10 protein-coding genes are annotated in these 15,909 nt (G+C 65.7%); 4 read left to right on the forward strand and 6 right to left on the reverse strand.

The genetic code is table 11. The features are described from left to right. Positions 1 to 86: 86 nt before the first annotated feature. Positions 87 to 1,469, reverse strand: a complete 1,383-nt coding sequence (locus tag HAP54_RS44305; protein WP_166297730.1) for an ethanolamine ammonia-lyase subunit EutB — start codon at positions 1,467 to 1,469, stop codon at positions 87 to 89. Between the two features lie 160 nt (positions 1,470 to 1,629). Here HAP54_RS44305 and HAP54_RS44310 point away from each other — a divergent pair, with 160 nt between their 5' ends. The 4 genes from HAP54_RS44310 to HAP54_RS44325 all read left to right on the forward strand — a co-directional run bounded on the left by HAP54_RS44310 (position 1,630) and on the right by HAP54_RS44325 (position 6,810). Continuing rightward, on the forward strand, positions 1,630 to 2,973 hold the full coding sequence (locus HAP54_RS44310) for an IS1380-like element ISBdi2 family transposase (RefSeq protein WP_166297732.1): 1,344 nt from the start codon (positions 1,630 to 1,632) through the stop codon (positions 2,971 to 2,973). Between the two features lie 439 nt (positions 2,974 to 3,412). After that, on the forward strand, positions 3,413 to 5,116 hold the full coding sequence (locus HAP54_RS44315; RefSeq protein WP_414646239.1) for a methyl-accepting chemotaxis protein: 1,704 nt from the start codon (positions 3,413 to 3,415) through the stop codon (positions 5,114 to 5,116). 192 nt (positions 5,117 to 5,308) lie between these two features. Continuing rightward, positions 5,309 to 6,049 (forward strand): PDC sensor domain-containing protein, encoded by a 741-nt coding sequence (locus HAP54_RS44320; protein ID WP_224741515.1) that lies wholly within the window; start codon positions 5,309 to 5,311, stop codon positions 6,047 to 6,049. Then, positions 6,046 to 6,810, forward strand: coding sequence for a GGDEF domain-containing protein (locus tag HAP54_RS44325; protein WP_224741514.1), 765 nt, complete (start codon positions 6,046 to 6,048; stop codon positions 6,808 to 6,810). The genes HAP54_RS44320 and HAP54_RS44325 overlap by 4 nt, the downstream gene beginning before the upstream one ends. 145 nt (positions 6,811 to 6,955) lie before the next feature. On the opposite strand, the gene HAP54_RS44330 is transcribed toward HAP54_RS44325, so the two are convergent. The 5 genes from HAP54_RS44330 to HAP54_RS44350 form a co-directional block, all read right to left on the reverse strand. Continuing rightward, positions 6,956 to 7,834, reverse strand: a complete 879-nt coding sequence (locus HAP54_RS44330) for a transglutaminase family protein (protein ID WP_166297736.1) — start codon at positions 7,832 to 7,834, stop codon at positions 6,956 to 6,958. Next, complete coding sequence (locus HAP54_RS44335; protein ID WP_166297738.1) at positions 7,831 to 10,335, reverse strand: circularly permuted type 2 ATP-grasp protein; 2,505 nt, start codon at positions 10,333 to 10,335, stop codon at positions 7,831 to 7,833. Before HAP54_RS44335 ends, HAP54_RS44330 begins: the two co-directional genes overlap by 4 nt. 20 nt (positions 10,336 to 10,355) lie before the next feature. After that, entirely contained in the window at positions 10,356 to 13,622 is a 3,267-nt protein-coding gene (locus tag HAP54_RS44340; RefSeq protein ID WP_166297740.1) for a DUF2126 domain-containing protein, read from the reverse strand. 142 nt (positions 13,623 to 13,764) lie between these two features. Then, positions 13,765 to 14,268, reverse strand: coding sequence for a GDSL-type esterase/lipase family protein (locus HAP54_RS44345; protein WP_248114355.1), 504 nt, complete (start codon positions 14,266 to 14,268; stop codon positions 13,765 to 13,767). A gap of 13 nt (positions 14,269 to 14,281) precedes the next feature. Then, complete coding sequence (locus HAP54_RS44350) at positions 14,282 to 15,805, reverse strand: UxaA family hydrolase (RefSeq protein ID WP_166297741.1); 1,524 nt, start codon at positions 15,803 to 15,805, stop codon at positions 14,282 to 14,284. Positions 15,806 to 15,909: the final 104 nt, after the last annotated feature.

Raw genomic sequence — 15,909 nt, forward strand, 5'->3', positions numbered from 1 at the left:
ACGCTGGGCCAGAAATTCTTCAACATTGTGGCACTTACCAACGTCACACTGCCGAGATAGTTGCTCTGCAGAATTGCGCTATCCCCTCAGGTCAAGAGCCTGGCAGCGAGATCGGGCAGCCGCTCCGCATCGGCAACGAGGCGAAAGTCCGGCCCGGCAAGGCCTGCGCGCAGCAGCCAATCGTCGAATTCGGGCGCCCGCCTCAGGCCGAACAGGTCGCGGATGTAGAGCGCATCGTGAAACGATGTCGACTGATAGTTCAGCATAACGTCATCCGCGCCCGGCACGCCCATGATGAAGTTCACACCGGCGGCCGCCAGCAGCGTCAGGAGATTGTCCATGTCGTCCTGATCGGCCTCGGCGTGGTTGGTGTAGCAGACGTCGATGCCGAGCGGCAGGCCGAGCAGCTTGCCGCAGAAATGATCCTCGAGCCCGGCGCGGATGATTTCCTTGCCGTCGTAGAGGTATTCGGGACCGATGAAGCCGACCACGCTGTTGACGAGCAGTGGATCGAACGCGCGCGCCACCGCATAGGCCCGTGCCTCGCAGGTTTGCTGGTCGACCTGGTGATGGGCGTTGGCCGACAGCGCCGAGCCCTGCCCGGTCTCGAAATACATCACATTTTCGCCGACCGTGCCGCGGCGCAGCGACAGCCCGGCTTCGCGGGCCTCCCGCAGCAGCGACAGGTCGACGCCGAAGCTGCGGTTGGCTGCCTCGGTGCCGGCGATCGACTGGAATACGAGATCGACCGGCAGCCCCTGCCCGATCAATCCGAGCGTGGTCGTGACATGGGTCAGCACGCAACCCTGCGTCGGAATCTCCAGCCGCGTGATGATGTCGTCCAAGAGCCGCAGCAGGGTGCCGATGACATTCGGATCGTCGCTCGCCGGATTGATGCCGATGCAGGCATCGCCCGATCCCAGCAGCAGGCCGTCCAGGATCGAGGCGGTGATGCCCCTGGCGTCGTCGAACGGATGGTTCGGCTGCAGCCGCGTGCTCATTCGCCCGCGCAAACCGATGGTGTTGCGGAAGCGGGTCGTCACCTCGCATTTCTTCGCGACCAGGATCAGGTCCTGGTTGCGCATCAGCTTCGACACCGCCGCCACCATCTCCGGCGTGATGCCGCGCGAGATCTTCTTGATCAAATCACGGGTGGCGGCATCCGACAGCAGCCAGTCGCGGAAGCCGCCGACGGTGAGCGACGACACCGGCAGGAAGCCGGCCACGTCGTGGCTGTCGAGGATCAACCGGGTGACTTCGTCGTCCTCATAGGGGATCACAGGCTCATCGAGGAATTGCTTGAGCGGAACGTTGGCAAGCGCAAGCCGCGCGGCGATCATCTCCTCCGCACTGTCGGCCGCAATGCCGGCCAATCGGTCGCCGGAACGCGGCGGCGAGGCCTTGGCAAGCAGGATGCGCAGATCGTCGAATGCATAGTTGGTGGCATCGATTGTGTGACGATAGAGCATGGGGAGTTCGCGTCGCGGGCTGGGGACGGCATAGCCTAGCCCGTCTTATTCGTCAGAGTGCGCCTGAGAGGCTGGCGAGCGTGGTGTAAAGCGCTGATGCGGCGTAGGATTCGGTTGCAAAGCCAACCCCATCACCTCAACCGCGAACGCCAGGCCCGCCATGACCGATGATACGATTCTGCCCTTCTCGTTTCCAGCCGTTCACGCCAAGAAAGTCACAGCTGCCTTCGATGGCGGTCGGCTGACCTCGAACGGGGGCGTGATGCTTCTGGCGATGGCCGAGCGGCGTCTCGGCTTGGCCGACAATTTGGCCCGGGTGTTCCCGGATCGGCGCGATCCGACGCGGGTCGTGCACAGCCTTGTCGATATGTTCCGCGCGCGCATGTTCGCGATCTGCTGCGGCTACGAGGACGCCGACGACCTCGATCATCTGCGGTCCGATCCCGCATTCAAGCTGGCCTGCGGACGGCTGCCGGACACGGGTCGCGATCTGTGTTCCCAACCGACGCTGTCGCGGCTGGAGAATGCTCCGCGCCTGCGCGACGTGATCCGACTGACCTACACTTTGGTCGACGCATGGATGGATAGCTACCCGCGCGAGCCGGCATCCGTCACGCTCGACATCGATGATACCTGCGATGTCGTCCACGGCCATCAGCAGCTCTCGCTGTTCAACGCTCATTATGACGAACGCTGCTTCCTGCCGATCCACGTCTACGACACGGAGAAGAGCCGGCCCGTGGCGGTCGTGTTGCGGCCCGGCAAGACGCCGGGCGGCGTCGAGGTGCGTGCCCATCTGCGCCGCCTGATACGGCATATCCGGACGCGGTGGCACAACACGCGAATTACGTTCCGTGGCGACGGGCACTATGCCCGGCCGGAGGCAATGGCGTGGTGCGAGACCAACGGCATCGACTACATCTTCGGTCTGTCCGGCACCAAGCCGCTCGCCAGAAAACTCGACGAGGCCGCCGACGACATCCGCACGCGACGCGCCATCGAGAACCTGCCGGTTCTGCGTGGCTATACCGAGACGCGCCACAAGGCCAAGTCCTGGGATCGCGAACGGCGTACCGTCGCCCGTATTGAGGCGACGATGCTCGGCCTCGACATCCGTTTCGTCGTCACCAGCCTCGATGTCGGCTCGGCCGAGTGGATCTACGACAGCCTGTATTGCGCGCGCGGCCAAGCCGAGAATCTGATCAAGCTGCATAAGACACAGCTCGCCTCCGATCGCACCAGCTGCCGTTCGGCGCTCGCCAATCAAGTCCGCCTCGTTCTCCACACCGCCGCTTATTGGCTGATGCTGACCGTGCGCGACGCGATTCCCAAAGCCCGGGAATTGGCCACAGCCGAGTTCGCGACGCTGCGTCTTCGTCTCTTGAAACTCGCTGCCCGTGTCGTCGAGACCACGAGCCGCATTCGCCTTGCGTTTGCCGCGGCATGTCCCGAAGCCGACCTGATCCGCGGCTTGCCAGGCGCGCTGCGGCCTCTCGGTCCTTGACCGGCGGGGCGTCCGCCCCCCGTTCGCCCAACCTACACCTCAAGCGCGTTGCAAAGTACCGGTCGGTCAGGCGGTGAAAAGCCGAAGGCAATCCCGCGCGCCTCGTCAGAGCAGATGTGCGGCCACATCAATCGGACTAAAAAAAGCACTCTCACGAATAGGACGGGCTAGCACCTCTTTGCGAAAGTCGTGCCACCAGCTTCGCCCTCCGCGCCGGAGGTGTTGATGGTGATGGCGGCGCATCATCGTCGCCGCGGCAAGCCGCCGGCCCCCGGCGGACTCAGAACGCCTTATAAGACATTGGTATTATTTAGAGATTTTAAGGGTTGCGGCCACAAAAAACGCACGCGTTAAGAAATTGTCCATGAAGGTTTTGCATAAGCTTTAATCGGCCGAAGGTGCTCCCCGGCCTCTTGGAGTGCCCGCAATGCCCGCCCCCATCACATCTCCCGTCTCCACATCCGGGCCTCCAATGGCATCCCGATTCTCGCTTGCTGCCAGGCTGTACTCGACGTTTGCGCTGATCGCGGCCATCACCGTGCTGTCCGACTACAACGCGCGGCGCAACGCCGAGCTGACCGAGGCCGTCGACCTCGCCAGCCGTGCCGCGCTCAATGTCGAGCGGGTCAATTCGCTGGTCTATGCCGTGGTGATGGAATCCCGCGGCATCTACATGTCGACCGATCCGGCGGCGGTGAAGAAATACGGCGACGGGCTTCTGGCGTTCAACGAGCGCATCCTCGGCGTGGTGAAGAACTGGGAAACCCTGGTGCAGGCCGACGACGCCAGCCAGTTCGCGGTGTTCAAGCAGCGCATCGAGCAGTTCGTCGAGTTTCGCAAGGAGCTGGTTCGCCGCGGCATCGAGATCGGCGCCGCAGCCGGGCGTGAATGGGGCGACAACGACGCCAACCGCAACGTGCGCACAGCGCTGAACAAGGATCTCGAGGCGCTTTCCAAGGTCTACGCCGAGCGCAGCAAGAAGCTGGCGCAGCAGACCGACACCAACCGCGCAATGGCGCTGCTGCTGACCGGGCTCGGCGCGGCGGCCCTGATCGTGGTCGTGCTGGGCGTGCTGATCATCGCCCGCTCGGTGGCCCGCCCGCTGTCGCAGATCACCACGACCATCAAGCGTGTCGCCGAGGGCGCCGACCATGTTGAAGTGCCGCATGTCGGCCGCCGCGACGAGATCGGCGCGCTGGCCGGCGCCATCAAGGTCTTCCAGGAGGCGATGGACCGCAACCGCAGCCTGAACGCCCAGGTCGCGCAGGACTCCGAGGCGCGCGATGCACGCGGCCGGCATATCGAGACGTCGCTCGAGACGTTCCGCAGCACCATCGGATCGGTGCTCCGCGCGGTGCACGACAACGCAACCACGATGCGCGACACTGCGCAGACCATCGCAAACGTCGCGGCAGGCGCCAGCGGCCGCGCGGCGGCGGCGGCACGCGCGACCGAACAGGCCTCGAGCAACGTTGCCGCGGTGGCGGGCGCGGCCGAAGAACTCTCCGCCTCGGTCGAGGAGATCGACCGTCAGGTCAAGCAGTCGTCCGGCGCGGTCGATCAGGCTGGTGCGCGCACCGACCGCTCGATCACCGAGATCGAGGGGCTTGCCGCCACCACCCAGCGCATCGACGGCGTGCTGAACCTGATCCAGGCGATCGCCGAGCAGACCAACCTGCTCGCGCTGAACGCCACCATCGAGGCGGCCCGCGCCGGCGATGCCGGCCGCGGCTTCGCCGTCGTCGCGCACGAGGTCAAGGCGCTGGCCGGGCAGACCGCGAAGGCAACGGCCGAGATCAGCGAGAATGTCGGCCTGATCCAGGCTTCGACCCGCAACTCGGTGGCCGCCGTGCGCGAGATCGGCCAGGCGGTGCGCGAGATCAGCAACGTCACCGCCAACATCGCAAGCGCGATCGACCAGCAGGACGCCGCCACGCGCGAAATCTCCGCCAATGCGCACATGGCCGCCCAGGGCAATGAAACCCTGGTGACCAACGTCGGCTCGCTCCGCGACGACATGGACCAGACCAGCAAGGCGGCGGAATCGGTGCTCGCGGCATCGAACGATCTGACCACAACCGCCGAGACGCTGTCGCGCGAGGTCGAGCAGTTCTTCCGCAACCTGCGCAGCGACGCCGCCTAGACCTGTGGCGGACCGGAACCTGAACGAATCAGGGATGCGCCGAGACCGTGCGGCAGATCCTGGCCAATCTGGATGGTAAAGACTCTCCCAACGCACGGGCCCAAATTACACACGCTTCAGGCCGCCTTTCTCAATTTGATCCCCCTATAAAAAGTCCCGGAGCGCGGGGGCGCGGGGAAGTGGAAGCGAGCAATGAACGGGCTTGTACAAAAGCCGAAGGCGGTGCCGACCAAACGGCTGCTCGCGCTCGGAATAGGCCTCATCCTGTGCTTTTCGGGGATCTGCGCCGCCATTCTCTGGGAGATGGCGGACAAGGACTACCGGCATGCGAAGGAAGGCGCGACCAACCTCATCGCCTCCATCGCCAGCGAGATCGACCGCACCATCGAGCTCTATGATCTCTCACTGCAGGCTGTCGCCGACGGCGTCAAGCTGCCGGAGCTCGGCAAGATCAGTCCCGAGCTTCGCCAGGTCGTGCTGTTCGACCGCGCCGCCACGGCCAAGGATCTCGGCTCGATCCTCGTGCTGAATGCAGCAGGAGACGTCACGCGCGATTCCAGAACATTGACGCCGCGGGCCGCAAATTTCGCAGATCGGGACTTCTTCCGGGCACATCGGACGCGAGCGGACAGCGGACTGTTCATCAGTCCTCCGTGGGTCACTTCGGACGGCGAATATTTGATCAGCCTGAGCCGCCGCATCAGCAATGACGACGGGTCTTTCGCCGGCGTGGTCGCCGGCAGCATGCGGCTCAGCTATTTCCACAATCTGTTTCGCAAACTGAATTTCGGCGCCGGCGATAGCATGGCGTTGTTCAACACTGATGGCGTCATGGTGATGCGGGCACCGTTCGACATCAGCAAGATCGGGCAAAGCATCAAGACTCCCTGGTCTTCAAACAGTATCCGGCACGGCAGTCCGGCTCCTACATGACGAAATCGGTCGTCGACCATGTCAACCGGCTCTATATCTTTCAGGAGGTCGGACACCGCCGCCTGATCATCGCCGAGGGTCTCTCACTCGACGGCATCTATGCCGACTGGTGGCAGCAGCTGTGGCTGATCGGCGGCGTGGTGGCCGCGCTCGGCGGCTTCGCGATCATCCTGATGTTCTATCTGCTGGCCGCGCTCAAACGACGCGCCGCCGCGGAAGACCGGCTCGCACACCTCGCGAGCACCGATGCACTGACCGGTCTCGCCAACCGCCGCCGCCTCGACGATACCCTTGACGTCGAATGGCGTCGCGGCATGCGCGCAAAGGCGCCGGTCTCGCTTCTGATGATCGACGTCGATCATTTCAAGGCGTTCAACGACACCTACGGACATCAGGCCGGCGACGCCGTGCTCGCCACCGTGGGGCGCTGCATCGCAGCCAGCACAAAGCGCGCAACCGATCTCGGCGCGCGTTATGGCGGTGAGGAGTTCTCGGTGCTGCTGCCTGGCATCGGCAAGGCGGGCGCATTGGAAGTTGCCGAAAAGATTCGCGCAAAGCTGACGGCTGCGCGCGAATCCGAGCATGAGTTACCGACCGTCAGCATCGGATTGTCTTGCCTCGTCCCTGATCACGAGCGCACATCGCGCGATCTGCTCAAGGCCGCGGACCTCGCGCTCTATCAGGCCAAGCATGAAGGCCGCGACCGCGTCGTCGTCAGTCCCATCGGGTGGGATAAATCGGGCAAGCGGCACGTCGCCTGATCGAGATCACGCTAGAGCGTTTTCGAGCGAAGTGGATACCGGTTCGCGTTAAGAAAACGCGTCAAAACAAGAATCTAGAGCCCCGTTCCGATTCCATCGGAACGGAAAAGGCTCTAGCGCGGTCGAACGCGCGACCGCCCCCCGCTCACTCCACCGGCAGCACGTCGACCGCGACGCTGAGCTTTTGCTTGCGCGCGCCGACGATGACGCCGTCGACCGGCGAGACGTCGGCGAAGTCGCGGCCGATGGCGAGAATAATGTGGTCGTTGGCGACCATGAGATCGTTGGTCGGATCGAACCCGACCCAGCCGAGCTCGCTGCCGCACCAGACCGACACCCAGGCATGGGTTGCGTCCGCGCCCTGCAGCCGCGGCTGGCCCGGCGGCGGAATGGTGCGCAGATAGCCTGAGACATAGGCCGCGGGCAGGCCGAGGCCGCGCAGGCCTGCGATCATCACATGGGCAAAATCCTGGCAGACGCCATGGCGCTTCTCGAACACGTCGCGAAGCGGTGTCGAGATCACGGTCGCCTTGGGATCGTATTTGAAGTCGCTGCGGATGCGGCGCATCAGGTCGGCCGCGCCGGCGAGGATGCCGCCACCGGGCAAGAAGCTCGCGGAGGCGTAGGCCGTCACCGGCCGCAGCACCGGCACCAGCGCGCTGGCAAAGACGTAGCCGACCGGCGAGGCCGCACCGAGGCTCACCCCTTCGAACGCGTGATCGCGCACGCTCTCCCAGGGCGGGCTCGCGGCGCCACGCGCCGGCGGCTGCCGCGCCACCGAGACCCGCGAGCGGGAATCGATGCGAAGGCTGCGATGCGCGGCCTCGATCAGGACGCTTTCGGTCAGCGTGCCGAAGAAGTCGCGCCGCACGGTGCGCTCCGCGGGCTTGGGGCGGATATCGACCGAATGCGAGATCAGCTGTTGCCCGTCGCCGCTGACCGGCTCCAGCCGCAGCGAGCAGCGCGCGAAGCTGACCTGGGTCTCATAGCTGTAGGTCGTGACGTGACGGATGTCGTAGATCACGCCAGCCCCGTGAGCTTCTCCGGCCGGCTGGCGTTCGGTCCATGCGGGAAATAATGCAGCCCGACCGCATCGGCGATGTTGAGCAGGTCCTGCTCCAGCGCGAACAGCGTCTTGACGTCGAGGCTGGCCGCTTCCGCCGTCGTCAACATCGCCTCCACGGCGACTGCGAGCCGCTGCGGCCGCTCGATCAGGCCGTGCTCCTTCAGGCTCGGCAGCGCCGCGATATGCTCGTTCAGCGCGGCGACCTGGAATGCGACCGAGCGCGGGTTGTAGGGGTCGAGCACCGCGAGATCCCGCACCGGCGTGAGCAGCGGCTGCACCAGATAGCGCAAGCGGTAGGTGATCTGGCAGTCGACCAGCGTGAGCAGGACGTCGAGATCCTCGTCGCCGGCTTCGTCATAGGCGAACTGGCGGGCAAAGCGCGTGGTGTTGATGGCGCGCTCGGCGCGGCGGCCCATCTCGAGGAAGCGCCAGCCGGCGGCGCGGTTCATGTTCTCCTGCGCGAGGCCGGCGAAGCTTGCGAGCTCCTGCAAGGTCAGCTCGGCGGCGCTGACGACGCCGTCGTCGTCATGCACCTCGATCGCGAGCCGCTCGGCCATCTCGGTGATGACCTGCCAGGCATCCGGCGACAGCCGCTCGCGGAGCGAGGTCGCGGTGCGTTGCGCCGATCGCACCAGCGACAGCGCCGAGCCGAACTTCTCCTCGTTCTGCAACGCCTCGAGCGCGACCTTGGCGGGATTGGCGCGCGCGGTCTGCGAGGCCGCGCCCCAGGCGACCAGCATGCGCTGGATGCGCTCGGTCGAATGCATCGCCGGCGCGGCGCCGGTCGAATTCGCTCGCGCGGGATCGCGCAGCGGCGTGCACAGCGCGCGGATCAGCCGGATGGTGGCCTCGGCACGCTCCAGATAGCGGCCGAGCCAGAACAGATTGTCGGCGGCGCGGCTCGGCAGCACGCCGGCAATGCGGCGGATACGCACGGTGTCGACCGCCTTGTCGGAGACCACCCAGACGTCGGCGGACACCGCGCCATCGCCCATCGACACCGCGCGCGCATCCGCCCGATCGGCAATCCGGCAGAAGCCGCCGGGCAACACGGTCCAGCCGTTCGGCGTCGCCGCCGCGAACACCCGCAGCACGAACGGGCGCGGCGCGATGCGGCCGTTTTCCCACACCGGCGTGGTCGACAGCCGCACCAGTTCCTGGCCGGCATAGTCGATGCCGCGATGGCTGATCGCGTCCTTCAGGCGATCGCGGTCCGCCGCCGACAATTCGCCGGGGAGCACCGGCCCGTGGCCGGGAAAATCCGGAACGCCGCGGCCATAGGCGCCCTCGATCGCGAACTCGTCGAGCCGCGACAGCACCTCTTCGCGGGCGGACTTCTGGCCGCACCACCAGGTCGCGATGTGCGGCATCATCAGGTCTTCGGAGAGCAGACGGCGGCAGAGATTGGGCAGGAAGCCGAGCAGCGCCCGCGCTTCCAGCACGCCCGAGCCCGGCGTGTTGGCGACCACGACACCGCCCTTGCGCAGGACCTCGACGAGGCCGGGCACACCGAGATAGGAGGACGCGTCGAGCTCGAGCGGATCGAGCATGTTGGAATCGACCCGGCGCAGCAGCACGTCGAGCCGCTTCAGCCCGGCGACGGTGCGGATGTGGATGCGGTCGCCGGAGACCGCGAGATCGTCACCCTCGACCAGCAGGAAGCCGAGATAGCGCGCGAGCGTGGCATGCTCGAAATAGGTCTCGCTGAAGGCGCCCGGCGTCAGCAGGCCGATCCGCGGTTCGTCGCGGTCGGCGCTGGCGCGAAGCGAATCGCGGAAGGCCTCGAAGAACGGCGCGACGCGCTCGACATTCATCGACTTGTAGAGATTGGAAAAGGCGCGCGACAGCACCAGGCGGTTTTCCAGCGCATAGCCGGCGCCCGACGGCGCCTGGGTGCGATCGCCGAGCACCCACCAGCGGCCGTCAGGCCCGCGGCCGATGTCGGCGGCATAAAGATGCAGATAGCGGCCACCCGGCGGCTTGACGCCGCTGACCGCGCGCAGATACTCGCTGCTGCCGGCGATCGCCGCCGCAGGAATCGCGCCATCGGCGACGAGGCGGCCCTCGCCGTAGAGATCCCGCAGCACCATTTCCAGAAGCTGTGCGCGTTGCGCGACGCCGGCGGCGAGCTGCCGCCAGTCGGCCGCGTCGATGATCAGCGGCAGATGACTGAGCGGCCAGATCCGGTCGGAAGTGTCGCCGGGCGCGCGATAGGTGACGCCGGCCTCGCGCAGATGACGGTCGGCGGAGGCAAAGCGGCGCTCGATATCGGCCGGCGACAGCGCGGCAAAGGCGTCGAAGAAGCGGGCCCAGACCGGCCGCGGTGCGCCGTTCTCGGCAATATATTCGTCGGGAATGCCGGGCAGCCGGACATAGTCGCGGGTCCACTGCGCCATCCGGCGCTGACCGGGACGGGCCCTGCTCTCCTGACTGCTGCCTTGCCCACCCGATGCGGTCATTCCACTTCCCCTTGACACAATTAGTGCAGGAGCGGCGACCGCAAGTCGAGGGTCAAGGGAAACTCAATTGTGCGCTCTTCCGACGGTGTCTCGATCCTGCCGGGGGTATGGCCATAATCCTGGAAGCGCGCCAGCCGCCGCGCCTCGGCCTCGTAGGAATTGACCGGCTTGGTCTCATAGTTGCGGCCGCCGGGGTGGGCGACGTGATAGACGCAGCCGCCGAGCGAGCGGCCGTTCCAGGTATCGATCAGATCAAACGTCAGCGGCGCGTGCACGGGAATGGTCGGATGCAGCCCGGAGGCCGGCTGCCAGGCCTTGAAGCGGACGCCGGCGACCGCCTCGCCGGCGCGGCCGGTCTCGGTCATCGGCATCCGCCTTCCATTGCAGGTGATGACGTGGCGGCCCTCGACGAATCCGGTCGCCTTCACCTGCAGCCGCTCGACCGAGGAATCGACGTAACGCACGGTGCCGCCCGCGGTGCCCTCCTCGCCCAGCACGTGCCAGGGCTCGAGCGCCTGCCGCAACTCCAGGCCGACGCCGCCGTGATGGACGCGACCGAAGGCGGGGAAACGGAATTCGAGCTGGGCCTGATACCATTCCGGCTCGACGTCGTAGCCGGACTGCTTGAGCTCGGCGAGTACGCCGAGGAAATCCTCCCAGAGAAAATGCGGCAGCATGAAGCGGTCATGCAGCGCGGTGCCCCAGCGCACGAATTTGCCCTGCTGCGGCTCGCGCCACAGCTTGGCGATCAGCGCGCGGATCAGAAGCTGCTGCGCCAGCGACATCCGCGGATCGGGCGGCATTTCAAGCGCGCGGAATTCGACCAGGCCGAGCCGGCCGGTCGGGCCGTCGGGCGAGTAGAGCTTGTCGATGCAGATTTCCGCGCGATGGGTGTTGCCGGTGATATCGACCAGGATATGCCGGAACAGCCGGTCGACCAGCCACAGCGGCGCGTCCATGCCCGCCGGCGGCACGTGCGACAGCGCGATCTCGAGCTCATAGAGCCCATCATGCCGCGCCTCGTCGATGCGCGGCGCCTGACTGGTCGGGCCGATGAACATGCCGGAGAACAAATAGGACAGCGACGGATGCCGCTGCCAGTACAGCACGAGGCTCTTCAGCAGATCGGGCCGGCGCAGGAACGGCGAGTCCTCAGGCTTGCTGCCGCCGACCACGATTTGGTTGCCGCCGCCGGTGCCGGTGTGACGGCCATCGATCAGGAAACGGTTGGCCCCTAGCCGCGTCTTCGCGGAATCCTCATAAAGGCCGAGGGTGATATCGACAGCCTCGCGCCAGCTTTGCGCCGGCTGCACGTTGATCTCGATCACGCCGGGGTCCGGCGTCACCTTGATCACCTCGATGCGCGGATCGAACGGCGGTGCGTAGCCCTCGACGTGGACTTGCAGTTGCAGTTCCTCGGCGGCGGCTTCGATCGCGGCGATCAGCTCGAGATAATCCTCGACCTTCTCGACCGGCGGCATGAAGGCGCACAGCACGCCGTCGCGCACCTCGATCGACATCGCGGTGCGCACCGGCAGCGGCTCTTCAATGTCCTTGAGTGCCTGCTTCAGCTCCGGATCGATCTCCCCCAGTGCATCGCGTGGTGCCATCGGGTCCTGCTCGACGACAAAGGGAAAATCATCGGGCGGGACGAGTTCGAGCGAGCCGATCGGAAGGCGCAAGCCCAGGGGGGAATCGCCCGGAAAGAGGAACAAATGGCTGCGCCGGATCTTCCAGCGCTCGCTACGCCAGCGCGCCGGCACGCGGTCGCCGAGCGGAGACCAGCGCTGGATCGGCAGCGCAAAGCCCTTCGGTGACGTCAGCCCCTCGTCAAACACCCGCGCGATCCGTGCGCGCTCTTCCGGATCGGCCAATTTGGAGTTGGCCGGGCTCACATTGGCCGGCAGGCCTGCCTCGCGCTCGAGCCAGAACGCAGTGTCCTCAAAGGCCGGCATGACGTAGTCCGCCTTCAGGCCAAGCCGCGCGGCGATGCCGATTGCGAAGCGCTCTGCGTCTGCGATCTCAGCTTTGCGCGGATTTTCGACTGAAGCGATCAGGTCGGCATTGTTCCAGATCGGCTTGCCGTCCTTGCGCCAATAGAGGCCGAACGCCCAGCGCGGCAGGCTTTCGCCGGGATACCATTTGCCCTGGCCGTAATGCAGCAGGCCGCCGGGCGCGAACCGGGTGCGCAGCTTACGGATCAATTCGTCGGCGAGTGCGCGCTTGGTCGGGCCAACCGCGGCGACGTTCCACTCCGGAGATTCCAGATCGTCGACCGAAACAAAAGTCGGCTCGCCGCCCATGGTCAGCCGCACATCGTCCTTCGTCAGGTCGGCATCGACCTCCTCGCCGAGCCGGTCGAGCCGCGCCCAGGAATCATCCGAAAACGGCCTCGTGATCCGCGGCGCCTCGCGGATCCGCTTGACGGTCATCTCGAAGCCGAACTCGGTATTGGCGAAGCCTGCGGTGCCGGTCACCGGCGCGGCCGAGCGGTAGTGCGGCGTGGCACAGACCGGAATGTGCCCCTCGCCTGTCAGCATGCCGGAGGTGACGTCGAAGCCGATCCAGCCCGCGCCCGGCAGATAGACTTCGGCCCAGGCGTGCAGGTCGGTGAAATCGCTCTCGACCTCGCGCGGCCCTTCGATCGGATCGATGTCCGGCCGGATCTGGATGAGATAGCCGGAGACGAAACGCGCGGCGAGCCCGAGATGGCGCAGCGCCTGGATGAAGAGCCACGCCGAATCGCGGCAGGAGCCGGAGCCGGCGGCAAGCGTCTCCTCGGGCGTCTGGATGCCGGCCTCCATCCGGATGACGTAGCTGATTTTCTTCTGCAGCTGCGCGTTCAGCTCGACCAGGAAATTGACCGTGCTGTCGGCGTTGCGCGGAATGTCCTTCAGGTAAGCGGCGAGCAACGGCCCGGGCTCGTCCGTTTCCAGATAGGGCGCGAGCTCGATCTTGAGATCGCTGTCGTATTCGAACGGAAAGCTGCTGGCATAGGGCTCGACGAAGAAGTCGAACGGATTGACCACCGTCATCTGGGCGGTGAAGTCGACCTCGACCTTGAGCTCGGTTGTCTTCTCCGGAAAGACGTAGCGCGCCAGCCAGTTGCCCTGCGGATCCTGCTGCCAGTTCACGAAGTGATTGGCGGGCGTGACCTTGAGTGAGTAGCTCAGGATCGGCGTGCGGGTATGCGGCGCGGGCCGGAGCCGAATGGTCTGGGGCCCGAGATCGATCGGCCGGTCGTATTTGTAGTGCGTGACGTGATGCAGTGCGACGAAGATCGACACGGACCGAGGACTCCAGCAGCTTTTTTGAGCAGAACACTGCTGCCGGTCGACATCAAGCACTAACAACGGGCAGCGATTGCCCAGGAAATATCCGCGCGTTGTCCCGATGTCAGCAATTGGCGCGGCCGGAGACCCTCACCGGCTAGCGGCCGATCGCCCCCGACACCTGCGAAGCCAGCGACTGGGCGAGCATATGATAGCCCTCGGGGGTCAAATGCTGGCCGTCGGGCTGATGGGGGAGACCGCTCAACATCCCGTTGGAGAGCATGATCACCGCGATGCCACGGGCACTGAGGCGACTTTGAATATCGGCTGTCCGGTCAGGGCTGCCCTTGCGCCGATCATTGCCGCCCGGCTGCAAGATAACCGCACTGGTGCCGTTCGGGACGGCCCGGTCCAGGCGTTGCAGCATCCCTTCCGTGGTGTCGCCATTGATGCCGGCGTTCACGACACGGACGTTCAATCCCTTCGCCCGCAAGATCGCTTCGAGCTGCGCGGGATAGGCCTGGTTGCGCGCCACGCCCTTTCCGTAGGTGTTGCTCGCGCCAAGCGCCACAATGTTTGCGGCGTCAGCCGAACCGACGCCAACACTCAAGGCGGCCAGAAATGCGAGGCATCCAATTGTTCCGAACCGACGCCCGCGCATGTGTCCTCCGCGCCTACATCGTCGCGCCGAGTACCCAGGGCGCGAACTCGGCGCCGCCGAAATCAAAACTCTCGCTCTTGGTCGGCTGGCCCGAGGCGGTCTTGAGGATGAGGTCGAAGATGCGCTGGCCGCATTCCTGCACGCTCTCCTCGCCGTCGAGGATGGTGCCGCAATTGACGTCCATGTCGTCTTCCATCCGCTTGTACATCGGCGTGTTGGTCGCAAGCTTGATCGACGGCGCGGGCTTGCAGCCGAACACGCTGCCGCGGCCGGTGGTGAAACAGACGAGGTTGGCGCCACCGGCGACCTGCCCGGTCGCGGCGACCGGGTCGTAACCGGGCGTGTCCATGAACACAAAACCCTTCTTGGTAACGGGCTCGGCATAGTGCAGCACGTCGACGAGGTTGGTGCTGCCGGCCTTCGCCATCGCGCCGAGCGACTTCTCAAGGATCGTGGTGAGGCCGCCGGCCTTGTTGCCCGGGCTCGGATTGGCATTCATCTCGGCACCCTCGCGCTGGGTGTATTCCTCCCACCAGCGCATCAGGCCGACCAGCTTCTCGCCGACCTCGCGGCTGACGGCGCGGCGGGTCAACAGATGCTCGGCGCCGTAGGTCTCGGGCGTTTCCGAGAGGATCACGGTGCCGCCGTGACGGACCAGCAGATCGCTCGCGGCGCCGAGCGCCGGATTGGCCGACACACCGGAGTAACCATCCGAGCCGCCGCATTGCAGCGCTACGGTGAGCTCACTCGCCGGCACCGCCTCGCGCTTGACCTTGTTGGCATCGGTGAGTGCTTCCTTCACGAAGGCAACGCCGGCTTCCACGGTCTTGCGCGTGCCGCCGACCTCCTGGATGTCCATCGCGCGCAGCCGGCCGGCGAGCTTCTGCTCCTGCATCAACCCGCCGATCTGGTTCACCTCGCAGCCGAGGCCGAGCACGATGACGTTGGAGAAATTGACGTGCCGCGCATAGCCGCCGAGCGTGCGGCGGAGCAGCGCCAGGGGCTCGTCCTGGGTCATGCCGCAACCGGTCTTGTGGGTCAGCGCGACGACGCCATCGACATTCGGGAAATCGGCGAGCGGGTTGTCGCCGGTGAACGGATTCTTCTTGAACATGTCGGCGACGATGCCGGCGACATGGGCGCTGCAATTCACCGAGGTGAGGATGCCGATATAGTTGCGGGTGGCGACGCGGCCGTCGGCACGGCGAATGCCCTCGAAGGTCGCCGGCAGATCGAAATTCGGCACCGGCTTGACGTCGACGCCATAGGCATAGTCCTTGGCGAAGTCGCCCATGCCGCAGTTCTGCGTATGCACGTGCTGGCCGGGTGCGATCGGCTGCGTCGCAAAGCCGATGATCTGGCCGTAGCGCCTGATCGGCTCACCTGACGCGATCGGCTTGATCGCGACCTTGTGGCCGGCCGGAATGCGGTCGACCGTGGTGACACCGTCGGCCACCTCGAGCCCCGGCGGCAGGCTCGCGCGTGCGATCAGGACGCTGTCGTCGGCGTGCAGGCGGATCACTTGTGCCGAGGCCATGGGAGTTCTCCTTCGGAGTTCTTCAGCTCTCTCCGCCCTTTTGCGGGGAGAGGTCGGATCGCGTCAGCGATCCGGGTGAGGGGCAAGGCACAATGTCAATTCCA

The sequence above is a fragment of the Bradyrhizobium sp. 2S1 genome, assembly GCF_011516625.5.
Taxonomy (GTDB): domain Bacteria; phylum Pseudomonadota; class Alphaproteobacteria; order Rhizobiales; family Xanthobacteraceae; genus Bradyrhizobium; species Bradyrhizobium septentrionale.